The sequence below is a fragment of the Sorangium sp. So ce406 genome, assembly GCF_051474675.1.
Taxonomy (GTDB): domain Bacteria; phylum Myxococcota_A; class Polyangia; order Polyangiales; family Polyangiaceae; genus Sorangium; species Sorangium cellulosum_G.
Genome location: NZ_CP150340.1, coordinates 1,898,732 through 1,924,696 on the forward strand (window position 1 = coordinate 1,898,732; position 25,965 = coordinate 1,924,696).

General features: G+C 73.4%; 15 protein-coding genes. 8 read left to right on the forward strand and 7 right to left on the reverse strand.

Going from position 1 to position 25,965, the window contains the following annotated elements; all coding sequences use genetic code 11:
- Complete coding sequence (locus WME96_RS07010) at positions 1-2,190, forward strand: heavy metal translocating P-type ATPase (protein WP_437289392.1); 2,190 nt, start codon at positions 1-3, stop codon at positions 2,188-2,190.
- 179 nt (positions 2,191-2,369) lie between these two features.
- Positions 2,370-2,927: a cytochrome C gene (locus WME96_RS07015; RefSeq protein ID WP_437289393.1), complete on the forward strand. Its 558-nt coding sequence runs from the start codon at positions 2,370-2,372 to the stop codon at positions 2,925-2,927.
- Positions 2,928-2,950: 23 nt separating this feature from the next.
- Here the strand turns inward: WME96_RS07015 and WME96_RS07020 are convergent, their stop codons facing one another.
- Complete coding sequence (locus tag WME96_RS07020) at positions 2,951-8,023, reverse strand: sensor histidine kinase (RefSeq protein ID WP_437289394.1); 5,073 nt, start codon at positions 8,021-8,023, stop codon at positions 2,951-2,953.
- Between the two features lie 222 nt (positions 8,024-8,245).
- Positions 8,246-8,611, reverse strand: coding sequence for an MYXO-CTERM sorting domain-containing protein (locus tag WME96_RS07025; RefSeq protein WP_437289395.1), 366 nt, complete (start codon positions 8,609-8,611; stop codon positions 8,246-8,248).
- A gap of 97 nt (positions 8,612-8,708) precedes the next feature.
- Between WME96_RS07025 and WME96_RS07030 the strand changes: the two genes are divergently transcribed.
- The 4 genes from WME96_RS07030 to WME96_RS07045 all read left to right on the forward strand — a co-directional run bounded on the left by WME96_RS07030 (position 8,709) and on the right by WME96_RS07045 (position 15,215).
- Positions 8,709-9,929, forward strand: a complete 1,221-nt coding sequence (locus WME96_RS07030) for a serine/threonine-protein kinase (protein ID WP_437289396.1) — start codon at positions 8,709-8,711, stop codon at positions 9,927-9,929.
- A 158-nt stretch (positions 9,930-10,087) separates the two neighbouring features.
- On the forward strand, positions 10,088-11,203 hold the full coding sequence (locus WME96_RS07035; RefSeq protein ID WP_433934328.1) for a prephenate dehydrogenase/arogenate dehydrogenase family protein: 1,116 nt from the start codon (positions 10,088-10,090) through the stop codon (positions 11,201-11,203).
- 696 nt (positions 11,204-11,899) lie between these two features.
- Complete coding sequence (locus WME96_RS07040; protein WP_437289397.1) at positions 11,900-14,050, forward strand: response regulator; 2,151 nt, start codon at positions 11,900-11,902, stop codon at positions 14,048-14,050.
- An 847-nt stretch (positions 14,051-14,897) separates the two neighbouring features.
- Complete coding sequence (locus WME96_RS07045) at positions 14,898-15,215, forward strand: hypothetical protein (RefSeq protein WP_437289398.1); 318 nt, start codon at positions 14,898-14,900, stop codon at positions 15,213-15,215.
- Positions 15,216-15,851: 636 nt separating this feature from the next.
- Here WME96_RS07045 and WME96_RS07050 read toward each other — a convergent pair.
- Together WME96_RS07050 and WME96_RS07055 are read right to left on the reverse strand one after the other, a co-directional pair.
- Entirely contained in the window at positions 15,852-18,779 is a 2,928-nt protein-coding gene (locus WME96_RS07050; RefSeq protein ID WP_437289399.1) for a GAF domain-containing protein, read from the reverse strand.
- 205 nt (positions 18,780-18,984) lie between these two features.
- Positions 18,985-20,217 (reverse strand): NAD-dependent epimerase/dehydratase family protein, encoded by a 1,233-nt coding sequence (locus WME96_RS07055; protein ID WP_437289400.1) that lies wholly within the window; start codon positions 20,215-20,217, stop codon positions 18,985-18,987.
- Between the two features lie 249 nt (positions 20,218-20,466).
- Here WME96_RS07055 and WME96_RS07060 point away from each other — a divergent pair, with 249 nt between their 5' ends.
- Positions 20,467-21,861, forward strand: coding sequence for a hypothetical protein (locus WME96_RS07060; RefSeq protein WP_437289401.1), 1,395 nt, complete (start codon positions 20,467-20,469; stop codon positions 21,859-21,861).
- 67 nt (positions 21,862-21,928) lie between these two features.
- Here the strand turns inward: WME96_RS07060 and WME96_RS07065 are convergent, their stop codons facing one another.
- Positions 21,929-22,414 (reverse strand): gluconokinase, encoded by a 486-nt coding sequence (locus WME96_RS07065; protein ID WP_437289402.1) that lies wholly within the window; start codon positions 22,412-22,414, stop codon positions 21,929-21,931.
- Between the two features lie 346 nt (positions 22,415-22,760).
- On the opposite strand from WME96_RS07065, the gene WME96_RS07070 reads away from it, so the two are divergent.
- A complete protein-coding gene (locus WME96_RS07070; protein WP_437289403.1) occupies positions 22,761-24,083 on the forward strand; it encodes a serpin family protein in 1,323 nt (440 codons plus the stop codon).
- Positions 24,084-24,385: 302 nt separating this feature from the next.
- Here WME96_RS07070 and WME96_RS07075 read toward each other — a convergent pair whose 3' ends face one another.
- Positions 24,386-25,048, reverse strand: coding sequence for a methyltransferase family protein (locus WME96_RS07075; protein WP_437289404.1), 663 nt, complete (start codon positions 25,046-25,048; stop codon positions 24,386-24,388).
- Positions 25,049-25,107: 59 nt separating this feature from the next.
- Positions 25,108-25,605: a Kazal-type serine protease inhibitor family protein gene (locus WME96_RS07080; protein ID WP_437289405.1), complete on the reverse strand. Its 498-nt coding sequence runs from the start codon at positions 25,603-25,605 to the stop codon at positions 25,108-25,110.
- Positions 25,606-25,965: the final 360 nt, after the last annotated feature.

Sequence of the window (25,965 nt, forward strand, 5' to 3'; positions counted from 1 at the left end):
ATGGCAGCGCTTCCGTCGAGCGGGGCCGAGCCGGCCTCCGTCCTCTCGGTCGTGGACCGCGCGGGCAGCGTCGACGTCGTCCACGCGATCCCGGGCAGGGTCCGCCTGCGGCTCCCGCGCCTCCGCCGGGACGCGGCGTTCGGCCCGCTGCTCGAGGCGGGGCTCACCGCCGTGCCGGGGGTCCTGTCCGTGCGCCTCGCCGAGGGCGCGGCGAGCGCCGTCGTCGAGCACGACCCGCGGCAGGCGGACGTCGCCGCCATCGTGCGCGCCGCCGCCCAGGCCTCCGCCGCGCCGGCCCCGCGCGGGGCGCTGCGCGTCGCCCGCCACGCCCGGGAGGCGCGCCGCGCGTCCGCCGTCGCGCGGCGCCCGCTCTACCTCTCGAGCGCCGGGATGCTCTTCTCGCTCGGCTTCGTCTCGCCGCTGCTCGCGTACCCGTTCATCGCCGCGACGTGCGCGCCCATCTTCAAGCGGGCGTGGGACTCGGTGGTGCGGCAGCGCAAGCTCAACGTCGACCTGCTCGACAGCCTCGCGATCGCCTCGGCCGTGGCGACCGGGGACGCGATCAACGCCGCCGGGATCATCTGGCTCGTCACGCTCGGCGACCACATCCGCGACCGCACCCAGGCCCGCGCCCGGCGCGCGATCGTCGGCCTGCTCGGGTACCAGAAGGACCTCGCGTGGGTGGTCCGCGGCGACGCCAAGGTGCAGGTCCCGGTGGCCGAGCTCGCCGTGGGCGACGTCCTCGTCGTCTACACCGGCTCGGTGATCCCGGTCGACGGCACGGTCACGGACGGGGAGGGGCTCGTCGACCAGCAGTCGCTGACCGGCGAGTCGATGCCCGTGCTCAAGGGCCCCGGCGACCGCTGCTTCGCGGCGACCGCCATCAAGGACGGCAAGCTGTACATCCGCGCCGAGCGCGTCGGCGGCGACACGACCGCCGCGAGCACGGCGCGGCTCATCGAGAGCGCGCCCGCGCTGGAGACGCGCGCGCAGAACTACGCGGAGGTCGTGGCGGACCGCCTCGTCCCGCCGGCGCTCGCCTGCTCGGCCGTCGTGCTCGCGGCCACGCGCGATCTCGGCCGCGTGTCCGCGATCCTGACGATCGACTTCGGCACCGGCCCGCGCGTCTCGGCGCCGACCACGGTCCTCGCCTCGATGAACGCCGCGGCGCGCCGCGGGATCCTCATCAAGGGCGGCGCCTACATCGAGAAGCTCGCGAAGGTGTCGACCGTGGTGTTCGACAAGACGGGCACGCTGACCTCCGGCGTCCCCGAGGTCACGGACTTCCTCGTCCACGACGCCCTGTCCGAGCGCGAGGCGGCGACGCTGGCGGCCGCGGTGTCCGCGCGGCAGACCCACCCCGTCTCGCAGGCGGTGCTGCGGCTCGCCGACGCGTGGCGGCTGTCGATCCCGGACCGGGAGGAGTCGCGATACCTCGTCGGCCGGGGGGTGCAGGCGAGGGTCCTCGGCAGGGTCGTGCAGCTCGGCAGCCCGCGCTTCATCGAGGAGCTCGGCATCGCCTGCCGCACCGAGGCCAGCGCCAGGCAGGCGCTCGAGTCGACGGCGAAATCGCTCCTCTTCCTCGCCGTCGACGGGCGGCACGTCGCCACGCTCGCCTACCGCGACGCGATCCGGGCCGAGAGCCGCGCGACGATCCGGAGCCTGCGCGAGCGCGGGATCGACGACATCGTCATGCTGACGGGCGACAGCCGCGAGGTGGCCCGACAGGTGGCCCTCGAGCTCGGGATCACGCGGTTCTTCGCGGAGATGCTGCCCGAGGACAAGGCGGAGATCACGCGCCGGCTCACGCAGGAGGGCCGCACGGTCGCGGTCGTCGGGGACGGCATCAACGACTCGCCGGCGCTCTCGTACGCCGATATCGGCATCTCCGTCTCCGCGGGCGCGGAGATCGCCCGGGAGACGGCGGGCGTCGTCCTCGTGGAGGACGATCTGTCCAAGCTCGTCGAGGCGATCGACATATCGCGCGCCGCGATGCGCATCATCCACCAGAACTTCTCGATGATCCTCGCCGTGAACGCGGCCGCGTACGCGCTGTCGATCCCCGGGCTGCTGAACCCGGTCATGGCGACGCTCATGAACAACGGCTCCGCGGTCCTCGCCTGCGTGAACGGCCTCCGGCCGCTCATGGGGGCGCCGCGCCGGCGGTCCCGCGCCGCCCGCGGCGGATGAGCGCGCAGCGCGCCGGCGCGACGCGGCGCGCGACGTGCGCGACGCGCGAGACGCTGTCGACGTTTGCGACGTAGGATCCACCGCGCGTCCGACGCCGGCGGACGCGTTCCGCCGCGCGCCGCGCTGCGGCCCGGCACGCTCGCTGCACTACGGATGGAATGGCTGGCATGGGGAGCGCAATGCGAACTGACGTGACCTCCTCCTCCGCCGCGCGGGCGCGCGCGGCGCGCTGGGCTGTGCGCGGGCTGCCGGTCGCGGCGCTGGCGGCGGTGATCGGGTGTGCGGCCTTCGCCCAGCCCGAGAGCTCGCCGTACGTGAAAGCGTCGAGCCCGGAGGAGGCCGGCCGGTACCTGATCCTCGTGGGCGGGTGCAACGATTGCCACACGCCCGGCTGGGACCGCTCGAGCGGCAGGCTCCCGGCCTCGGAGTGGCTCACGGGCAACGACGTCGGCTACCGGGGTCCGTGGGGGACGAGCTACGCGGCGAACCTCCGGATCACCGCCCAGAACCTCAGCGAGGAGGCGTGGGTGCAGATGTTCCGCGCGGCCGCCGGCCGCCCGCCGATGCCCTGGCTGAACTACGTGACCATGCACGAGGGCGATCTCGTGGCGATGTACCGCTTCATCCGGAGCCTGGGGGAGAAGGGCGCCCCCGCGCCGCAGGCGGTGCCGCCGGGCGAGGAGCCGGAGACGCCGTACATCCTGATGGTCCCGCAGCAGCCGGCGCGCAGGCCGTAGCGCCTCCCCCGGGGCGGTTCGCCTCAGGCGGCAGGCCGCCGAGCACCGCCGGCGCTGCCTGCGACGTCGCAGGGCAGCTCCACCGTGATCCGCGCCCCCTCGCCCGGGCGGCTGTCCGCGCGCGCCGCCCCGCCGAGCGCCTCCACGATGCTCTTCACCACGTGGAGCCCGAGGCCGAGCCCCCCGAAATGGCGGCTCGACACGGCCCGCTCGAACCGCTCGAACACGTGCGGGAGCCGCTCGGCCGGGATCCCGATGCCGTGGTCCTGCACCACGAGCTCTGCCGTGCCGTTCCTGCGCGCGACCGCGATCTCGATCGGCGCGCCCGCGCCGAACTTGAGGGCGTTGTCGAGCAGGTTCGAGATCACCTGCTCCAGCCTGCTCCTGTCCCACGAGCCCACGACTGACGGCTCCGCGCGCACGCTCACGGTCGAGCCCGATTGCGCGATGCGCGCGCCGAGCCGCTCCACGACGTCGCCCACGGCCTCCGCGAGGTCGACCGGCTCCACGTGCAGCTCCAGCCGGCCGGTGTGGAGCTGCGAGACGTCCAGGAGATCGTCGATCAGCCGGACGAGCCGCTGCACCTGCCGGTCCATCCTGTGCAGGCCGCGCGTGAGGTGCTCCTCGGGCGCGAGGTCGTTGCGCCGGAGCATCGACTGGAGGCCGAGGCGCAGGGAGGTGACGGGCGTCCTCAGCTCGTGCGACGCGACGCTGAGGAAGTCGTCGCGGACGCGGACCGCGCGCTGCGCCTCGCGGTAGAGCCGGGCGTTCTCGAGGGCGATCGCGATCTGGTCGGACAGGAGCTCCAGCACGTGGACGCGGTCGCGCGTGAACGCGCGCGTGGCGAGCTTGTTCTCGAGGTAGACGACCCCGAGCCGGGCCTCGTTCCGGCGGATCGGCAGGACCAGCACCGACCTCGAGCCGCCCTCGGCGAAGTAGGGATCGCCGGCGAGCGCCGGATCGCCGGCCGCGTCGTCGCTCACGAGGATCTCCTGCGTCGCGTGCGCGCGCTCGACGACCTTCGCCGGGACCTCGCGCGACCCGGCGAGCGGCGTGCGCGCGATGGAGACCGGCGCCGCGACGCGGCCCACGGCCTGCACGAAGAGCTCCCCCTCCTCCTCGAACACGAGCGCGCCGCGCTGCGCGCCGGCGGCCTCCAGGCAGACGCCGAGGAGCTTCTCGAGCAGCCGATCGAGCACGATCTCGCCCGAGAGGGTCTCGGCGGCCTTGAGCAGGCTGAGCGCGTCGAGGGCGGCCGCGGGCAAGCGCTCCTCGGCGAGCTCGGGATCCTCGCCGGGCGCGCTGAGGCTGAACTCGTCCGCGAGCGCGCGCGCCTTCTCCGTGGCCCCCCAGCGGTCGAACCCCTGCCGCGCGGCGCGCAGGTACATGGCCGCGATCCGCGCCCGGCCGAGCCCGTGATAGAAGCGCCCGGCCAGCTCGTTGCTGAACGCCGCCCCGTGGAGGAACCCCGCGCGCGTTGCCGCCTCGATGGCCTCGTCGTACCGCGCGGCGGCGGCCTCGAACCGGCGCTCGACGCGGGCGATCTCCGCGTCGACGAGGAGGCGCCTCGACCGGAAGTTCTCCGCGCAGCCGCGCTCCCACCGCTGGAGGGCGCGCCGCAGCTCGGCCACGCGCGCGAGCAGCGCGGCCCTCTCCTGCTCGTCGGCCCCGTCGCACCGCCAGAGCAGCGTGAGCGCGGTGAAGTACGCGTGCTGGCACTCGGGGATGTAGCCCCCCATGAAGTGCATGTACGGGATCGCCGCGTCGGCGTGCGCGAGGGCCTGCGCCCGATCCCGGAACGCGTACGAGGTGGCGAGGCGCAGGATGTGGTACACGCAGCTCGCCGGCGGCTCTCGCTGCGCCTCCGCGAGGAAGGCCCGCTCGTCGAACTCGTCGTCGTCGATCGCGTTGCGGCCCCGCGTGAGCCCCTTGAGGCACCGGATGGTCTGCCGGTAGGCGAGCTGGTAGAGGAGCGTGGATCGGTTGCCGGTCTGCCGGCTGAACGCGAGCGCGTCGTCCAGATCGACGAGCACCCGATCGAGCTCGACCCCCGCGGCGAACGAGTGCTCGACGATCCCCGTGTGCGCGTAGGAGGCGAAGCGGAGCTCGCCGCACGACATGCCCCGGGCGACGACCTCGCGGCTCTGCGCCGCGCACGACGCGAGCGGCGCGATCCACGGGCGTACGAAGTCGTTGTACATGTACAGCGCTGTTGTCTCCTGCGCGCAATCCTCGAACCGCCGCGCGAGCTCCACGGCGAGCCGGCCGAAGCCCTCGGCGCTCTGCAGCGCGCCCTCGGCCGCCAGGAACATCGCGTGCGCTGCGTAAGGGAGGATCGCCTCGCTCGAGTTGCCGTGCTCCAGCGTGAAGCGGACGCCGAGCAGGGTGAGGAGCAGGAGCTGCTTCCGGTCCGCGAACCAGGCGGGCGCCAGCATCCCGGCGAGGATCTTCATGTACGCCCGCCCCTCGGGGCTGGTCAGGCGCGGTAGGTCGACGAGCGACGCGGGCGGGCGCGCCCCGAGGCGCGCGGCGATCGCCCGCCGCTGCGCCGCGATCTCCTCGTCGAGGCCCGCCGCGGGCAGCTCGACCCCGAAGCCGGCGCGCATCGCCTCGCGCCCCCACCCGAGCGCCAGCGCGTGCTCGCCGGTGATCGTCGCGCTCATGAGGCGGATCGCCTCGAGCTCGGCCCGCTCGGCGGTGGACGTCGCGCGGCGGAGCCCCTCCTCGACGAGCGCGCGGGCCATGGCGTGCCGATCGGTCAGCGCGGCGCACTCCGCGGCGTCGCGGCGGAGGGCGATCCAGAGCTCGCGCCGCGCGCGGGGCGCACCCTCCGGCAGCAGCCGGATGCCGCTGCGGAAGTACTCGAGCGCCGGGCCGAACGCCGCGGCGCGCCGCGCCTTGACGCCGGCGCGGTGGTTCAGCCGCGCGAGGTGGTCGCGCTGGTCGTCGTCGAGCAGCGCGGCGCCGAGGTTGAGCTGGTCGACAGCGTCGAACAGCGCGCCGTCCTCCCCGCCGTCGCACGAGGCCTCGAGGAAGCGGCCGATCGCCAGGTGCAGCTCCTGCCGCCGCGCCTCCGGCGCGAGCTCGTAGGCGGTCTGCTGGACGCGATCGTGGGCGAACCGGACCGCGAGCTCCGCCTCGCGCTCGCGCGCGCTGTCGGGCACGAGGAGCCCCTCGCGGAGCGGCTGGCCGAGCGCCGCGGTCGCCTCGTCGATCGATCGGCCCGACACCGCCGCGGCGGTCCTGATCTCCGCGCGCTTGCCGATGCACGCGGCGACCTGCAGGAGCTCCTGCGCCTGCTCGGGCAGCTTGCGGACGGACTCCGTCATGAGCCGGACCACGTTGTCGGTGACCCCGATCCGCTCGATCCGGCCGATGTCCCAGGTCCACGTCGCGCGGTCCGCGTCGAACACGAGCAGCCCTTGCTCCTGGAGCGACCGGACGAGCTGGCGGATGAAGAACGGGTTGCCCGCGGTCTTGGCGAGGATGAGCTCGGCGAGCGGCCGCGCCCGCTCGGGCGCGCAGCGGAGCGCCTCGGCGAGCAGCGCGACGACCGCCTCGACGTCGAGCGGCCCGAGCGCGAGGCGGGTGATCGCGGCGCCCTGCGCCTGCCGGAGATCCTCGAGGGTCGCGTGGAGCGGGTGCATGAGGCCCAGCGCCAGCGGCCGGTACGCGGCGAGCAGGAGCACGCGCTCGCTGCTCGGGTCCGCGGCGAGGGCGCGGAGGACGCGGAGCGACGCCGCGTCGGTCCACTGGAGGTCGTCGAGGAAGATCGCGAGCGGCGGCCGCTGGCTGGCCACGGCGCGCACGAACGCCTGGACCGCGAGGAGGAAGCGGCGCTCGGCGCGCATCGGATCCACGGCGGGCAGCTCGGGGAGCTCACCGAAGAGCTCGGCCAGCGCCGGGCAGAGCTCGCCGAGCGCGCGGCACGGCTCGCCCACCGCGTCCCTGAGCGCTGCGCGGCGCTCCTCCGGCTCGGCGCGGAGCGCGTCCGCGAGGCCGCAGAGCGCCTCGACCACGGACGAGTAGGGCACGTTCGCGGCGCGCAGATCGAACTTGCCCGCGATGAACCGCCCGCCACGCTCGGCGATGGTGTCGCGCAGCGCCTCGACGAGGGCGGTCTTGCCGATGCCCGCTTCCCCGGTCACCAGCGCGAGCTCCGTCCCGCCGCGCGACACGCGGTCGAGCGCGCCGCGCAGCGCGGCGAGCTCGCGCTCGCGCCCGAACAGGCGCTCGGGCAGCGGGAGCCGCCGCGCGAGGTCGAGACGGCCGAGCTCGAAGGGCGCGATGGCGCCCGCGGTCGACCATCGCCGCCGCGCCTCGCGCAGGTCGTCGGCGAGGCTCTCGGCGCTCTGGTACCGCAGCTCCGGCATCTTCGCGAGCAGCCGCTGCACGATGCCGGAGAGCGCCGCCGGGACGTGGGGGCTCACCACGTGCGGGGGCACGGGGCTCCTCGCCATGTGGGCGTGCACGAGCGCGAGCGGATCGGCGTCGCGGAACGGCGGCGCGCCGGTGAGCATGGCGTGGAACGTCGCGCCCAGCGCGTACAGGTCGGAGCGCCAGTCCACGAACCGGTTCATCCGCCCGAGCTGCTCGGGGGACATGAAGGGCAGCGCCCTCAGCGTCTCGATCTCCACGGCGCCGGGCACGCTCGTGAGCTCGGCCGCGTCCGCGAAGTGGACGAGGGTGACCTGCCCATCCGCGCCGAGGACCACGCGGCCAGGGGCGATCGCGCGGTGGACCACGCCGCCGCCGTGGACGCGCGCGCAGGTGTCGGCGAGCGCGATGGCGACGTGGAAGAACGCCTCCAGCGCGAGCGGCCCCCGGGCGAGCCGTCGCTCCAGGTCCTCGGGGCCTGCGTCCTCGAGGACGAGCACGGGCGCGGCCTCGGTGCCCTCGAGCGCGAGCGGCCGCGCGACCCCCGGCGCATCGAGCCGGCGCAGGAAGGCGTGCTCCCGGAGCAGGAGGGCTGCTGCGCCCGGGGCCGGATGGCTTCCCCGGACGGTCTTCTGCACCACCGCCTTGCCAGCGATCGTCAGCCTGCGGAGCAGGAAGCGACCGCAGCGGTGGATCTCAGCCGCTTCCACCCGAGTCATACGCGTTCCCCCTCGCGCGACGCGGGGCAATGTAAAGCACGGGGCGCGGGCGTGCGAGCTGGGAAGTCCGCGCTTTCGCGGCAGGCCGGGAGCGCGCGCCTGCCGTGAAAGGCCCCTGGAGGGATATCTCATCGAGACGTCTTCAGCCCATCGCACCTCGCGCTGCGCGCTGCGCGGCCGGCCCCGCGTCGCGCGGGCGAGCAGGCCTGTCGGACGGGCTTGTTACCGAGAGCGGGGGGCGCCGATCGTTCGCCTGCGGCGCGAGGCGAGGAGCAGCCCCAGGCCGGCGACGGCGGCCGTCCACCCGTCGTCCTTCGAGCCCGCCGCGCTGCAGCCGCCCGGCGGGGTGACCTCGTCGCCCGGCTCCGGGGTGGCGCCGGCGTCTTCCTCGGGGCCGCCATCCTCCTCGGCGGCCGCGGCGTCGCTGCCGGCGTCGACGGGGCCGGCCCCGGCGTCTGCCCCGCCGCCCTCGCCGCCTCCGCACGCTCCGGCGCTCGACGGGATGCCGGCGCAGGCGCCGGCGCGACAGGCGTCGCCGCCCGTGCACGCGTCGCCGTCATCACACCGAGCCCGGCCGTCCTCACGCACGACCGACAATCCAGGGAGCCGATGTGCTAGGGTGGACCTACGCATGTCCGGGGGGGCGGCCGCGCCTGAGCCCGTGCGCGTGCTTCGGGGAGCCTTGATGAACGCACCTGTGATCGCAGGAGACGTGATCGCGGAGCAGTACCGGGTCGACCGGGTCCTTGGCGGGGGCGGGACCGAGACGGTGGTCGCCGCCAGCCACCTCGCTCGCGGACAGCGGGTCGCGATAAGGCTCCTGCCCGGCGACTGCACCCCGGCGCGCGCCGAGCGGTTCCTCCGCGAGGCGCGCGCGGCGATGCAGCTCAAGGGCGAGCACGTCGCGCGGGTGCTCGACGTCGGCCAGCTCGGCTCGGGCGTGCCCTACGCGGTCACGGAGTACCTCGAGGGACGAGGCCTCTCCGAGCTGCTCCGCGAGGGGAGCCAGCTGGACGTCACGGAGGCCCTCGACTGCGTGCTGCAGGCCTGCGTGGCGATCGCCGAGGCGCACGCCGCGGGGATCGTCCACCGCGCGCTCGAGCCGGCGAGCCTGCTCCTGACGACGACGCCCGAGGGCGCGACGCTGGTGAAGGTGCTCGACCTCGGCATCGCGAAGGAGCTGCCCGGCGCGCGCGAGGGCGACGGCGGCGACCCGGCGCAGCCCCGGGAGGCGCTCGGCGCTGCCCTCTACATGGCGCCGGAGCTGGTGCGGTCGTCGCAGCCGGTCGACGCCCGCGCCGACATCTATTCGCTCGGCGCGATCCTCTACCGGCTCCTCACCGGGCAGCCGCCGTTCGAGGCGGGCTCGCTCGCCGATCTCGCGCTGCGCGTCGAGGGCGCGGAGCCGGCGCTCCCGAGCGCGCTCCAGCCCGACATCCCCCCCGCCGTCGAGCGCGCCCTCCTCGGCTGCCTCGCGAAGGTTCCGGCGCGGCGGCCCGCGAACGTGGCCGAGCTGGCGCTCGCGCTCGCCCCCCACGCCTCGGCGAGCGGCCAGGAGCGCGCGCAGCGCGCCGCGCGGATGCTCGGCGCGACGCTCCCCCCGCGCCCCCGCGCCTCGCTCCCCACCATCGGCCTCGGGCTCGGGTTCGACGCGCGGCTGCGCGCCGCGCCGGCGCGCCCCCCGCACGAGGGCGCCGGGCAGAGCGCGCCGGCGTCCTCGAGGGCCTCGCAGCGGGGCGCGGCGGACCGGGCGAGCAGCGCGGCGCGCCTCGCGGTGATCGCGGCGATCGCGTCGCTGATCGCGATCCTCGGCGTGGCCGCGGTGCGCTCCGGGGCGCCCGGCGCTCCGTCGGCGGAGCGCCCGGAGGAGGCCGCGCCGCCGACGGCGACCGCCGGCCGTCGCTGAATCGACGCGGCCGCGCGCCCTCGCCGCGCGGGCATGGAGAAGCCGGAGAGCGGCGCGCGACCATCCCGCGGGCGCAGGCGCACGCGCGCGTGATGGCCGCGTGGCCGCGTCGAGAAAACGTCGCGTCGGCCTGGACGGGCTGGCGTAGTATCCGCCGCATGGCGCACACTCTCCCGCATTCCGGGGGCGGTTCCGCTCCGCCCGCGCGCATCGGCAAGGTCGCATTCCTCGGGTATGGCCGCTTCGGCGCGGCGCTCGGATCGCTGCTGCGCGACGCCGGGATCGCGGTGCGCGCGCTCGATCCTCGCGCCGAGATCCAGAACGCCGCGCGGGCCGCCTCGATCCCGGAGCTCGTGGACGGCGCGGACCTCGTCCTCGTCGCCGTCCCCGTCCCGGCGATGCGCGAGGCGCTCGTGTCGCTGCGGCCGCACCTCGCGCCGGGCCAGGTGGTGGCCGACGTGGGCAGCGTGAAGACCGTGCCGGCGGCCGCCATGGCCGAGGTGATCGGCGCCCACCGGCCGTGGGTGGCGACGCACCCGCTGTTCGGCCCGGCGAGCCTCGCCCGCGGCGAGCGCCCGCTGCGCGCCGTCGTGTGCCCGAACCCGGCGCACCCGGACGCCGTGCGCCGCGTCGTCGCGCTGTTCGAGCGGATCGGCTGCCAGGTGCTGGAGCAGGCCCCGGACGAGCACGATCGCGTGATGGCCTTCACGCACGCGCTCGCGTTCTTCATCGCGAAGGGCATGCTGGACGCGGGCGTGCCCGCGGGCGCCCCGTACGCGCCGCCCTCGTTCCAGGGCATCGCGCACACGATCGAGACGGTGCGCGTCGACGCCGGCCACCTGTTCGCGGCGCTGCACCGCGAGAACCCGTTCGCGGGCGAGGCGCGCCGCCGCCTCATCAACGCGCTCCTCTCCATCGACCGCACCCTCGACGTCCCGACCGAGGACGCCGCGCCCGAGGACATCGCCGCGCTCGCGATCCCCGACCTCGGCTCGCTCTCCCCCGAGCTCCGCGAGACGCGGGAGCTCATCGACGAGCTGGATCAGGAGCTCGTCGGGCTGCTCGCGCGCCGCTCCGAGCTCGTCCAGCGCGCCGCGCGCGCCAAGGCCACGATCGGCGCGGCGGTCCGGGATCCCGTGCGCGAGGCGCGGCTCATGGAGGCGCGCCGCCGCTGCGCCGTCGAGCTCGGCCTCGACCCCGACGGCGTCGCCGAGGTCTTCGAGGTGATCCTCCGGCACTCGCGCTCCCTCCAGGAGCGGCGCTCTTCGTCCTAGCCCCGCGCGCCGCGCGACGCAGGCGAGAAATTCCTCCCTCCGGAAACACGAAGGACACAGAGGCACTCTGCAGCGCGTACCTCTCTGCGTCTCTCGTGCTGTCTCGTCAGGGCCGGATCCCCCTTGCCGATTCGCGATCTTCCTCACGGCATCTCCGAGTAGCGGCGCTCGCCGGATGTGACGCCGAATTCCTCTTTCCACGCGAGCGCGCTTCGGTGTAGGGTTTCGTTGCGGGGATCATGGAGGCGCATCGGGAGACCCCCCATTGGCACTGCAGGTCAGCCCTGGGTCGCCGGTAAGACCGCGACTCGATTACGATACGGGCTCGTCAGTGCATTCAGGGAGGGCTGAAATGATCGAGGGGAGCGGCCTTGCCGAGAGGTCCGAGCGTTCCGGGGGCAGGAGCGGCAGGGCCGAGGAACGCGCGCCGGCGCACCGGGCGCCTGCCGGAGGTCTCCTGGCGCGCGGGGGGTGATGCCGGCCTCTGTGCTGGCGCGGTGCGGACGCCGGTTCGCGGTCCACCGCGGGCACGCGCGGCGCCGATCAGGCGACATCGTCTCCCTGTGTCTCCTCGGGCGGCGTATTCGCGCAAGTGCCCCAGATCCTGCCTGGATCCGGTGGACAGAAGCGACTTACTGACGATGCTGCGAGGCGGGCGACGGCGCTGACGTCGGGGTGGGGGCAAGGAGACGCGGGATGCGGGCAGAAGTAGGCAGAGTCAACATCCTGGTCGTTGACGACAGGCCCGAGCAGCTCCTCTCCCTGGAGGCTGTCCTCGCGCCGCTCGGCGAGAACATCGTCAAGGCGGCGTCTGGCAGGGAGGCGCTCCGCTGCCTCCTTCAGGAGGAGTTCGCGGTCGTCCTGCTCGACATCAACATGCCGGAGATAGATGGGTTCGAGACCGCGACCCTCGTCCGCCAGCGGCGGAGCACGCGGCACACGCCGATCATCTTCCTGACGGCGCACAACGACCGCCTCTATGTCGAGCGCAGCTATTCGCTCGGGGCCGTCGACTACATCATGACGCCGTTTGCCCCGGAGGTCCTGCGCACCAAGGTGTCTGTCTTCGTCGATCTCTTCAAGAAGACGCAGCAGATCCGGCTCCAGGCGGAGTCGCTGCGCGCCCACGCCGAGCAGCTCCAGCGGCTCAACCGCGCCGCGCTCACCATCAACTCTGCCCTGTCGCTCGACGCCATGGTCGCGGCGATCACGGAGGCGGCGCGCGACGTCGCCTGCGCCCATCAGGCCATGACGCTCGTGAAGCTGGAGAAGCCCGGTGAGCGGGCGCGGACCGCGGTGTCGCTCTCGGAGCGGTACGCGACGTTCCAGCAGGAGGCGCCGCCCACCATCGCCGGCAGGCTGTGCGCGTTCGTGTGCGGCAGGAACAGGCCGCTCCGGATGACGCAGCGCGAGCTCGCGCTGCACCCGGAGTGGCTGGACGAGGGCGGGAGCACGCCGCCGCCGCGGGGGCACCTCGCCGTGCCGCTCACCGCGGCGGACGGACAGAACATCGGGTGCATCCAGCTCTCGGACAGGCGCGACGGCGAGTTCTCGGACGACGACGAGACCGTCCTCGTGCAGCTCGCGCAGCTCGCGTCGATCGCCATCCAGAACTGCGTCCACGCTGAAGCGCGCGAGGCGAGCCGCCTGAAGGACGAGTTCCTCGCCACGCTCTCCCACGAGCTGCGCAGCCCGCTCAACGCGATCCTCGGCTGGACGCACCTCCTGCGCAGCGAGCCGTTCGACGAGCAGCGGGTGTCCCACGGCCTCGAGGTGATCGAGCGCAACGTGGCCGCCCAGACGAAGCTCATCGAGGATCTCCTCGACGTCTCGCGGGTGGCGACGGGCAAGCTGCGCATCAGCGCGGCGCCGATGTCGATCGCGTCCGTCGTCGAGGTCGCCATCGACGCGATCCGCCCGGCCGCCGAGGCGAAGCGGCTCACGATCGACGTCTCGCTCGACCCCGCGATCGAGGTGAACGGCGACGCGGATCGGCTGCAGCAGGTCGTCTCGAACCTGACGTCGAACGCGCTCAAGTTCACGCGCCCCGGCGATCACATCCTCGTCTCCCTGCGGCGGGCCGGCGCCTACGCGGAGCTCACGGTGCGCGACACCGGGGAGGGGATCGCGCCGGACTTCCTGCCCTTCGTCTTCGAGCGTTTCCGTCAGGCGGACAGCACGAGCCGGAGGTCGCACGCCGGGCTCGGCATCGGCCTGTCCCTCGTGCGCCACATCGTGGAGGCCCACGGCGGCTCGGTCGTGGCCGAGAGCCCCGGGCTCCAGAAGGGGGCGACGTTCGTGGTCCGCCTGCCGCTGCTCGGGATCGGGCGCACCCTGCTGGCCGGGGCGCCGCGGGAGGCGCGCTCGCGCGCGCACGCCGCTCACGCGTGCTCCGAGACCTCGTCCGATCTCGGCGGGCTCCACGTCCTGCTCGTCGAGGACGACGCGGACGCGAGGGAGCTCCTCCAGGAGGTGCTGTCGCAGCACCGCGCCCAGGTGACGGCCGTCGCGTCGGCCCGCGAGGCGCTCGCGGCGTTCATCGCGGCCCGCCCGCACGTGCTCGTGAGCGACATCGCGATGCCGGGCGAGGACGGCTACGAGCTCATCCGCGCCATCCGGCAGCGCCCGCCGCACGCCGGCGGCGATCTGCCCGCGCTGGCGCTGACGGCCTATGCCCGCAAGGAGGATCAGCAGCGCGCCCTCGACGCCGGCTTCCACATGCACGCCACGAAGCCGATCGAGCCCGCCGCCCTCGTGGCCGCCGTGGCCAGCCTCGCCGCGAGGGCCCGCGCCGGCGAGCTGTCCTCCGCGCGCGAGCACGGCGCCAGCGAGGAGATCAACCCCTGACGGCCCACGGGAGGCCGTGGGGTACGAAGCCTCACGCGCCCTCTACCCCGCTGCTCTTCGGGGAACGTACGAAGGGCCCTCAGGTAACGGAGCATCCTTTGTGGGGATCTCCTTCGCCCTCCTCGTGCTCGCTCACTGCTCCTGAGCTCTCCCGGGGGCGCTCGAGGTCGATAGCGCCTCGGGGAGTCCCACGCTCACCAGAACGGACAACGGCGCTCCTCGCAGATGCGACGGCGAGCGCAGCGCGGATGAGGACGCGACGGCGAGCGCAGCGCGGAGCGCCGAGCCCGGCGAGCTTCAGGCCTGGGACTTGCAGCTCACGTGACGTCTCATGATCAGACCGGAGCCAACCCCACAGCGGGAGCCAGACGAAGCTCGCCCGCGGCGCTGCTCGGTTCGCGTTGCGCGCGCGCCGGCGGTGCTCGGCCACCTCGCTCGATCGAGCAGGGCTCCCACTCACGGGGCTTCACCTCAGGAGGTTTATCCGTTATAACGGACGCCCCGACAACCGTCGCTCACTGCCCACGATGCACTTCGATATGTGTCCGGGCGTGTCCGCGAATGTGCTTGACCGGCGGGCGCTCGCGGTGAGATGCGCACATGCAACGATGATGCAGTGAGACAAAAAGCTTGCGTAATCCAGTATGGTGGCCTATCATCCACAATAACGGAATTGTCGGGAGAATGACACCGAGCCGCTGCATGTGAGCGCTGGTGGGGCTCGCCAGCGCATATTTCATGCACTTTTCCGCATGCTCGACCTGCGCAGGGGTGTGGCGCAGTGGTCGGCGCGGGGCTGTACCGAGCCATTCTTTGGGGGGGAACAACCCAACGGAGAGAACGATACATGAAAGCTTCGAAGAGCATCTTTGCAAGCGCGCTGCTGCTTGGCGCAACCATGATGATGATCGGCGCGGGATGCGGCGATGACGCCGATGATCCGCCCTCGACCGGCTCGACCAGCTCGTCGAGCTCCGCCTCCGGCACGGGCGGCAATGGCGGCGACGACGGCGACGGCGGCGACGACGGCGACGGCGGCGACGACGGTGAGGGTGGCGCTGGCGGCGCTGGCGGCGCGGGTGGCGCTGGCGGCGCGGGTGGCGCGGGTGGCGCGGGTGGCGCGGGTGGCGCGGGCGGCGCCGGCGGCGCGGGCGGCGGCGCCTGAGCCCAGCTCGCCTGTAGCGCTCTTCCCTCGCCGGGCCCGCGACGCGGGTGGCGAGGGAAGAGCCCCTTCCTGACCCGGAAGGGGATCGCGGGAGGGCCGGGGGGCGGGAGATGCTTTGCCTCCCCTCGTTCCCCCGAGATCCCGAGCACTTTTCACCTCAGCACATCGGCCCGCGGTGCCGGTTCAATCCGGCCTGGAGGGCGGAGTTGCGTCCAGGGATGCTCGTGCTGTCGCGCCGCGCAGCCCCGCTGCCACGCCCCTTTCGCGCATTGGTGCGCCTTTTTTGCATTGCGGCACACGGCTTTCGCAGCGCGCCGACCCCACATGGATCCATCGTTGGGCTCGGTTGCGCCGGGCGCATCGCCCCGGGTCCAGCAGATCGCCAGGAGGACCTTGGGTTGATGGCAGCGTGTTGGCGGTTCAAGCCCTCATCCTGTACCGCGAAATCAATGTCACGCCGGCGTCGAACCGCGACACCGGTGTCATGCCCGCGTCATGGCGAGGCGCCCCTCTCCATCGCGCGGCGGGTGAAGGCCGCTCTCCAGGACAGTAGGCTCGAGGAAACCCTGTTCGTCGCGCGGCGTGGGGAGGGGCCATGTCGGCCCAACCCAGGACGAGGGCTTGGTCGGCGCCGTCCTAGGCGCCATGCCCCTCGCGGCCACCCGCGTGGCGGAGCTCCTCGGTGAGCCGCTCGACCTCTGCCGCCAGCGCCTCGTTGGCGCGCCGTAGCTCGTTCGACGCGCTCTGCGCCTCGCGGTAGCGCAGCGCATTGTTCACAGCGACCGCCGCGTGCGACGCGAGCAGCCCGCAGAGCTCGACCTGCCCGGCGCGGAAGTACCCGGCGGTCGCGTCGTTCTCCATGTAGATCACGCCCGCGAGGCGACCCTGGTGCGTCATGGCCAGGCACAGGATCGACTTCCCTCCGGCCTCGATCACGTACGGGTCCTCCGCGAACCGCTCGTCCGTCGCCGCGCTTCCGAGGACGACCGGCTGCTGCGTCTCCGCGACGTGCTGGACGACGCTCGCGGCGAGACCGGCGGCCTCCTCGAGCGGCGTCGAGGGGCCGACGCGGACCACCTCCGGATCGCTCGTGCGCTCGGCCTCCACGGTCAGCGCCCCGTCGCCCGCGAGGAGCAGCACGGCCCGCCGCGCCCCCGTGCTCTCGCTCAGGACGCGCAGCAGCCGCTCGAAGAGCCGCTCGAGCACGAGCTCCCCGCTGAGCGCGCGCGACGCGCGGAGGACGGCCATCGCGTCGAGCGCGCCGCCGCGGTCCACGCTCGGCGGGATCGACCCCTCCGCCGGCCGGCTCGGCTGCCCGAGGATCCCCATGCGCGCCACGAGGTGTGGGTACTTTCGCGACAGCTGTCGCACTTTGGCCGTCGCGCCCCACCGCGCGTAGCCCTCGTGCGCGTCCATCATGTAGACGTGCGCGATCCGCTCCCTCCCGCTCGCCAGGTGGAACTTCGCGCAGAGCTCGCTGGCGAGCGCCTCGTCCCGCACGAAGCCGTTCACCTTCGCCGCCTCGATCGCCTGATCGTAGAGCTTCATCGCGGCGAGCTCCTCGCCGGCGGCCCGCGCGGACTCCGCGCGGACGAGGAGGTGCTTGTGACGGTAGTTGTCCGGGCACTGGTCCGCCCACGCCGAGAGCCGGTCCCTGTAGCTCGCCAGCGAGACGGCGCTGAGCTGCCGGCCGCGCGACAGCGCCGGGGAGAGCTGCGTGAGGCACGCGTAGAAGAAGACCTCGGTCGCGAGGTGGTCGCCGACCCCGCCCTGCACCTTCGCCTCCGCCAGCGACCCCATCCGCAGCGCCCCCTCGTAGTCCTCCAGGAGGAAGCAGAGCTGCTGCCGCAGCGCGCAATGGATGAGCGCGACGGCGCTGTAGCTCGGCGCCGCCAGCCGCTCTTCCTGGGCCGCGTCGTGGAACGCGCGGCTGTCCGGCGCGCGCGAGATGCCGCCGCGCGACGGATCCATCAGCTCGTCGAGCGCGCGCCGCGCGCTGGTCAGCGCCGCGACGGCGAGCTCCTCCCGCGCGCCCCGCGCCATCGCCAGGAACCCGTCGACCTCGTCCCGCACCGCCTCGCACTCGTCGCCGAGCCCGAAGCGGACCAGGGCGGTATGGACGCACGCCTGCGCGACGTAGGTGAGATCGCCCGCCCTGATCCCGGCCTCGTGGGCCTCCTTGAAGAGATCGAGGCTCGAGAGCAGGTGCTTCGCGAAGGGGCTGACGTGCGCGCCGAGCAGGAGGCGGAGGCGGCACGAGAGCTCGTGCTGCCCGGACCGATCGCCCATCTCGAGCGCGAGCTCGCCGAGCTCGTAGGCCTCGTCGTAGCGGCGGAACGCCCGCGCGGCGACCCAGGCGTACGCCATGTAGCCGTAGGCGGACACGCCGCCGTGCCCGCGCTCCAGCGACAGGTTGACCTGCCTGGCCGCGATGAAGGCGAAGAGCGGCGGGCTCACGAGCGCCGCGGGCAGCGTCAGCGACATGAGCAGCCGGAGCGCCGCGCGCGTCCGGGCGTCCGACGTCTCGGGCTCGTCGAGCAGGTCCCTGAGCCGGCGCGCGCCGAGCGCCGTGCGCGCGGCCGCGAGCTCGGCGTCCGCGGCCGCCTTCCGCGCCGCCGCCCCGTCCTCGGGCAGGGGCACGCCGAGCAGCGCGAGCGCCGTCTTCCCGAGCGCCAGCGCCTTCTCGATCTGGCCCCGCGTCGTGTGCACCGTGATGCGCAGCTCGTGCGCCCGGGCGCGCTCGAGGTCCGAGCGCGCCTCGGCCGCGAGCACCTCGAGCAGCGCCTCCGCGCGCTCGATCTGGCCGGCGAGGTGCGCGCACTCGGCCGCCTCCGCGTGCAGCGAGAAGGCGAGCTCGTGGTCCTCCTTGAAGCACCCGTCCGGCAGCGCCGAGATCCCGGCCTCGAAGAAGTCGGCCGCCGCCGGGGGCGCGCCGCGCTCCTTCGCCTTGCGGCCTGCCGTGAGGTTCATCGCCGCGAGCTCCGCGCGCTCGCGCGGCTCGACGATCAGGGTCGCGCCGAGGTTCAGGTGCTGCGCCGCCTCGAAGAGCGCCTCGTCCGAGCGCTGGCGCTGCGACCGCGCCTCGGCCATGCGCCCGAGGCGCAGGTGCACCGCGCGCCGCTCCGCGTCCGGCAGGGCGGCGTAGGCGGCCTGGTGCACGCCGTCGTGCAGGAAGCGCAGCCGCAGCGCGTCATCGTCGAGCGGCTCGGGCGCGGCGTCGTCGCGCTGCGGCGTGAGGATGCCGGCGCTCTCCGCCTCGCGGAGCAGCGCGTTCACCTCGGCCTGCGGCTGCTCGGCGAGCTGCGAGAGCGTGGCCGCGTCGAGCTCGTGGCCGATGCAGGCGCCGAGCGCCACGGCGCGGCGCGCGGCGGGCGAGAGCCGGTCGAGCGTGCGCTGGGTGGACGAGGCGCCGTCGTCGAGGCGCTGCGCCTCGGCGAGGGCCCCGAGGTCCCACGAGACGGTGCCCGCGCGCGCGTCCCAGCGCCGCAGGCACGCCTCGACATCGACCTTCAGCGCCTGCGCGCCCGCATAGCGCTCGTCAGCCGGCTTGCAGAGGAGCTTCATCACGATCTCCGAGGCGATCGCGGGGGCGCCGGCAGAGAGCTCCGGGCGTCCGCGCGGCGGCCCCTTCGCTCACAGGGAGCTCCTTCGTGATCGTAGAGGGGTAGGGGACCATGGAGGGACGTCGCCCGCGACACGGGCTCCCCCAGCGGCGCGACGTCCGCTGGCGTCGTGCTCAGGCATCCTACCTGAAAGCGGCACGGGTGCGCTACGGTGGCAGTGCCCCGGTCTTCTTCGGCTGCGCTCGCCACGCGCGGAAGGCCCCGAGGAGCTCGGCCTCGCGCTCCGGCGAGAGCCCCGCCCGCGGCCTGGACTGCCGCTCCGGCGGTAAAGTCTTCCACCACGACAGCGTGTCCTTGACCGTGTCCTGCACGGCGCGGAACTTGAGCCCTGCCTTGCGCGCGCGCTCGGCGCTGCGCAGGTGAAAGGCCCTGGTCTCGCCCTCCGCGGGCGCCCAGATCGGCAGGTCGACCGGCTCGCCGGAGGGCTTCTCGAGGAACTTCGCGCTGACCCACGTGAAGCGCGCGCTCGATCCCGAGGCGGCCTTGCACGCGTCGAGCAGCCCGCCCATCGTGAGCGGCTCTCCGGGCCCGGCGGCGTTGAAGATGCCTGTCGTCCGGCTCTCCACGACGGTGACGAGCCACTCGGCCAGATCGCGGACATCGATGATCTGGATCGGGTCGAGCGGCGCGCCCGGCGCGAGGACCTCTCCGCCTCTCTCGACGCGGACAGGCCAGTACGTGAATCGGTCGGTCGGGTCCTCGGGACCCACGATGAAGCCCGGGCGAACCCGCGTGACCCGGCCGGGCATCGCGGCCTCGGCGGCCTGCTCGCAGAGCGCCTTGAGAGGGCCGTAGTTCTCGAACTCCTTGCCCATCGTCTCGACGGTGGGATCGGGCATCGTCGCGACAGGGGCCGTCTCGTCCTCGCCTGGCGTCGTGTGGCTCGCGTACACGGAGAGGCTCGAGATGAACACGTACTGTCGCACGTTCGGGGCGAGCAGCTCCGCCGACGCCTTGACGATCCGCGGCACGTACCCGGAGTTGTCGATGACGGCGTCCCACGAGCGGCCGGCGAGGGCCTTGAGCCCGTCGCCCTTGGCCGGGTCCCGGTCGCCGTGCAGCTTCTCGATATCGGGGAAGAGGTGAGGCCGCGTCTTGCCGCGGTTGAAGAGGGTGACCGTATAGCCGCGCGCCTTCGCCGCCTCGACCACGGACGGCCCGAGGAAGCCTGTTCCCCCGAGGACGAGCAGCGTCTTCTTCCCCGAAGGCGAGGGCGGCTGCGGCGTGGACGGCTCGCTCGGCTCGGGGCCGCGCGATGCGCCGCTTCCCGGGCCGGCGGCAGCCGGCGCGCTGAGCCTGGCCGGCGCCGAGCAGCCGAGCGCAGCCATCGAGCCCGCCGCGGCGGTGAGCGAGAGGAAATGGCGGCGTGAAGAGGGCATGAGGCGGTTTTACCCGATCGCGTTCTCCCGTCCCAGATGAGTTCGCATGGACCCAGAAAAATTGGATTGCGTGTAGTGGGGATAAGTTTGAAAGCGAGGGGCCCTGGTCCACATCCTGCAATGTTTCCAGCCTGCCCGCTCGATGCGGGAGAGGAGAAGTGCCGTATGCGGTCTGTCTTGGGGGCGTTGAGCGCGCTTTGTGGGGTCATCTGCTGGGGAGCTGGTTGCGCTTCGGGAGGGGCGGATGGCGTGGCGCAGGGCGAGCCGTGGCGCGACGGCCTCGACCCCGTGGGGGCGAACGCGGAGCACAGATCGCCTTCGGGGATGTGCGGGACGGGCGCAGCGGACGCGACGGGGGTGTGCCAGGACGCCGCGGTCGAACGCGGCGGGATCCCCTCCGGCGTGGCCGAGCCCGGCATGCACGCGCGGTCCGAGCCGGCGTGCCGGCGGCGGTCGTTCGTCCGGCAGTTCCCCGGATCGGGCGCGATCCTGCGCGGCTTCGCGGTCGACACGGCGGGCCGCGCCTTGCTCGCCGGCTCGTTCGAGGGGGAGCTCGACTTCGGCGGCACCCGGCTGGAGAGCGCGGGCGAGTCCGACGCCTTCGTGGCGCGGCTCGATGCCTGCGGCGACCTGATCTGGGCGAAGCGGTTCGGCGGCGCCGCGACGGAGCGGGCGATCGACGTCGTCGCGGGCAACGGCGGCAACGCGCTCGTGCTCGGCTCCTTCTCGGGCGCCATCGACCTCGGGACGCGCCAGCTCACCGCGGCGTCGTCCTGGGGCAACGATCTGTTCGTCGCCAAGCTCGGCCCGACCGGCACCGCCCGCTGGGCGGTGCAGATCTCCGGGGAGGAGGACGCCATCCTGGGCGGCACAGCGCTGGCCTGGGACGGCGAGGGCGGCGTGCTCGTGCTCGGCAAGCTCGAGGGGGCCGCGACGGTCGGCGGCGTGCGGATCGAGCGGCGGGGCCTCGGCACCTTCGTCGTCCGGCTGGACGCCGCGGGCCGTTTCCAGTGGGTCAGCCTGCCGCCGAGCGGCTCGGACACCGAGGAGATCGGCATCGAGGTCGACGACGACGGCAACGCGTTCATCGCGGCCCAGGACGCGCGGGGCTCGGCCACGTTCGTCACCAAGCTGGACGAGGACGGCGAGGTCGAGTGGCACCAGCGGTTCCGCGGCTCGCCGGATCAGCTCGAGATGGCGTACGACGTCGCCGTGGATCCGGACGGCGCCGTGCTGCTCTCCGGCAGCGGCGTCTTCGGCGACGCCCATCTGCCGGGCGGGCCGCGGCCGTTCGTCGCCAAGATCGACGACGACGGCGAGGTGCTCTGGGTGAAGCGCTACGACGCGCAGAGCCCCCGCCAGGTCACGGCGACCGAGCAGAGCGTGGTGCTGGCCGGAGACGCGCTGTGCAACGCCGCGGAGCCCGCGTCGTGCAGCGCATGGACGGCCAGGCTCAGCGAGGACGGAGAGGAGCAGTGGACGCAGCGCCTCGGCGCCGACGTCCAGTTCTCCGGGCTGGAGCTCGACCCGTGGGAGCAGCCGATGCTGGCCGGATCGTTCCGGGGCGCGATCGAGCTCGGGAGCGAGCGCCTCTCCAGCGATCAGGGCGCGCTGTTCCTGAGCCGCATGGCGGAACGGGACTGACCGCGCGCGCTCGGCAAGGCGGCGCGCGGCGCGCGCTCGGCAGGGCGGTGCGCGCCGCGCGCCCGGCTCACACGCCGAGCGCGCGGCGCACGTCGGCGGCGATCTCGTCCGGGGTGCCGCCGATGTCGACGCGGAGGGCGTCCTCGGGCGGCTCGAGCGCGGCGAGCTGGGTCGCCAGGAGGCCGGCCGGCATGAAGTGGCCCGACCGCGACGCGAGGCGCGCGGCGATCAGCGCGGGGTCGCCGGTCAGGTGCACGAGGCGCATCTGCGCGGGATCGACGAGGAGCTGCGCGCGGTAGGCGGCCTTCAGCGCCGAGCAGGCGATCACGGCGTCGCGCCCCTCGTCGAGGAGGCGGCGGATGCACGCCGCGAGCGCGGCGAGCCACGGCGCGCGGTCCTGGTCGTCGAGCGGCTTGCCGGCCCGCATCTTCTCGACGTTGGCGGCGGGGTGGAGGTCGTCGGCGTCGACGAACTCCCAGGCGAGGTCGCGCGCGAGGCGCTGCCCCACCGTGGTTTTTCCGGCGCCGCTCACGCCCATCACGAGCACGATCACGGTCGCCGCGCCTCGATCAGGGCCGCCTCTCGCTCTCTCGACATGTCCAGCGCGATGCTACCACGCGTGGCCGCGGCGCACGGCTCGCCCGCCGGCGCGTGCGCCACAGTGCGCCGTCCCGGGCCCCGCGATCACGGTCGGTGGCTGCGCCGCGCGCCGGGCTGCGGCCCGGTCCGGCGCTCGCCGCGCCCGGGCTGCGGCCCGGCCCGGCGCGCTCGATGCGCCCCTACAGCGGCCCCGCCGGCGCGCTCGGCACAACCCGGTTGCGGCCCCGCCAGCGCGCCCGTCTCACCCGGGTTGCGGCCCGTCCTGGCGCTCCGGCATGCCCTCTGCTCTGCCGGGCGGCATGCGTAGCCCCTCGATCCCCGCCGCCGTCTTGCCACTTTCCCTGCTCGTCGCGGGTTGCGCCCCCAGGAGCGCCGATCCGGAGCCGCAGCCCTCGCCGCCCGCGTGCAGCGATGCCGACACCGCGGGCTGCGTCGTCACCTCCGACAAGCCGCGGGACCGCGAGCCTGCCGTGCCGGAGGCCGACGCGAAGGCGCTCGTCGCCGGCAACACGACCTTTGCGCTCGACCTCTACCGCAGGGTCTCCAGCTGGTCGAGCAACCTCATCTACTCGCCGTACAGCGTGTCGAGCGCGCTCGCGATGACGTACGCCGGCGCACGAGGCGAGACGGAGGCGCAAATGTCGCGCGCGCTCCGCTTCACGCTGCCGCAGGAGCGGCTGCACCCGGCGTTCAACGCGCTCGGCCTGGCGCTCGCGAGCCGCGGCAAGGGCGCCGGGGGGCAGGACGGCGAGGGGTTCCGTCTCAACGTCGCCAACGCGCTCTGGGGGCAGGTCGGCTCCTCGTTCGCGCCGTCGTTCCTCGACGTGCTCGCCGAGAGCTACGGGGCCGGGCTGCACGTCGTCGACTTCGCGCAGGCGCCCGACGAGGCGCGCGGGATCATCAACGGCTGGGTGGCCGATCGGACAGAGGACCGGATCAAGGACATCCTCCCCGAGGGCGCCATCCAGCCCGTGACCCGGCTGGTGCTGACGAACGCCGTCTATTTCAACGCAGCATGGCAGTTCCCCTTCGACGAGGACGACACGGCCCCGGGCGACTTCACGCTGGTGGACGGCTCTGCGGTCTCCGTGCCGATGATGAGCAACAGCGCGCAGGTCCGTCATGGCGAGGGCGACGATTTCGAGGCGCTGGAGCTGCCCTATGACGGCGGCGAGCTGTCGATGGTGCTCGTGCTCCCGTCGGCCGGCGCCGGCGGGGCGCGCTTCCTGGAGATCCAGCCGGAGTGGCTCGAGGGCGTCTTCGCCTCGCTCGAGACGCGGAGCGTCACGATGACGCTGCCGAGGTTCAAGTTCGAGTCGAGTCTGGACCTCGTCGATCCGCTCGTGCAGCTCGGGATGCCCCTCGCCTTCACCGGCCTCGCGGACTTCTCGGGGATCGACGCCCAAGGCGGCCTCTTCATCACCGACGTGGTCCACAAGGCGTTCATCTCCGTGAACGAGGCGGGCACCGAGGCGGCGGCGGCGACGGGGCTTGTCATCGGCGAGACGTCGGCGCCCGAGCCCGCCACGATCCGCTTCGACCGCCCGTTCCTCTTCTTCATCCGCGACACCGCGACGGGCGCGATCCTGTTCATCGGTCGCGTCATGGAACCGTCCCGCTGAGCGGCCGAGTCCGTCCCCTGACGGCGCCGTCGTTCCCCGGGTCTCCGGTCGAGTCCGCGCTTGTTCACGCTCAGCGCTCAGTCCGTCGAGGCGTTTTTCCTCTCGAGATCTGCTCGCTGCCCGCCCGGCTCTTCATGAAGCCTCGTCCACCGCGGTGCGCCGCGGTGTGGCGCGCCCGTCTCGCGCCCTGCGCTGCGCCGGGCGCCCCTGCGACAGGCGTGGCATTTTGCATCGGAGCGCCGGCGGCACATCGCGCGCTCCAGGGGTGACTCGAGGGGGGTAAAACCGAGGCGAGCGGCTCGTCAGTAGAGGCCGGGGACGAGCCGCGCGGAGGTCTGGCGCGCGTAGTCGTCGTATTCGGGGAAGGTCTCGCGCAGCACGCGCTCCTCGTACCCCATGCGCACGACCTGCAGGACCAGCTCGACCGTGTAGATCAGGACAGCGACCAGGGACGGATAGAGCAGGATCACCCCGGCGCCCTGGATCAACGACGCGAGGTAGACCGGATGGCGCACGAGCCGGTACGGACCGCTCGTGATGAGGCGGCGCGCCTCGGGCATGACGCTGAACGATTTGCCCAGCCACCCGAGGCTGACCAGCGCGAGCGCCAGCCCCGCGGTGATGAGCAGCGCCCCGAGCACCTGGCGCCCTGGTGTCGGCGGGATCTTGGGCAGCCACGCCAGGCTCGCGGGCAGCAGGCCGGCGACGAGCGCGGTGACGCGGGGGACGACGCCCTTCAGCTTGCGCAGCGGGCGGAGGCGCACCAGCGTGAGCGTCGCGACCAGCAGCAGGTACGCCTCCGTCGCGAGGAGCGCGGCCAGCGTCGTCCCGTACGTGAGCCCCGCGGGCCCGCGCGAGAGAAACAGATGAGCATGGATATCCCGCCCGACGAACAGGGCGTTATAGAGCATCAGGACGGCGAGCGGCAGCCGCATCGCGAGGTCGTAGAGCACCGCGCCATTCATTGTGATCCCCCTTACGTAGGATCGTGCAAGCGGGCGCGTGCGCGGTCAAGCGCGCTCGATCACTCGCTCTTGGGCGTGCCGGCGCACTCGCCTTTCGTGTAGACGGCGACGCCGTCCATCGCGGCCAGACAGGCATTCGCGTAAGTCCGGTTGTCGCAGCCGCAGACAGGCATGTACTCCTCTGTGCAGGACGCAGGTCGCTCCGCGCAGAGGCCCGACGCGTCCGCCCAGCCGCACACGTCCTCGAGCGTGTAGTCGCAATAGAGCCCCTCGGCGCAGACGGGGGCGGGGCCCCGCGTGAAGCCGCCGCAGCTCTCCCCGACCTCGGCGATCGGAGCAGGGGTGTCGGTCGGGGGCTCGCCTTCATCGATCCATGCGGCGCCGGGGGGCGCCGCGCCCTGGGGCCCCTGGCCGAGCGCCGCGGGGGCCGCGCTCACCGCCTCCGGCGCGATCTCGGCCTCGGCTGTCCCGGCCGCCGCGCCGTCCATCTCGGTGGATACCGCGCAGCCCGACGCCGCGAGAGCGAGGAGAACACCCAGTCCGTCGAATCGTCTCATGAATCAACCTCTTCGGATAAAAGGAAGTCCATGGCACGCGGCGATCTCGACGCAGAGCCGACCCCCTGCCCCAGGCGCGCAAAGCCCGACGTGGTTCGCTGGAGGAGCTGCGCCCTCGTCTGCTGCCTCGGACTGGGCGAGGTAGTAGGACGTGAGAAATGCTCTGTCAAGCAAGGCTGAAAAATATCGGCTTCGGTGAAATCGACAGGAGAGGCCTCGACCGCATCAGGGGCGGCCGAGCGATGTTGGCCTCCTCGCAGGCGTGGTGGTGGGCGGGGTCGCCGGTGAGGAGTCCATCAACGAGCCACAGGCTCACGGGGAGAATCCGAGTTTTTTTCGATGTGCTCCCGTCGCCCGCAA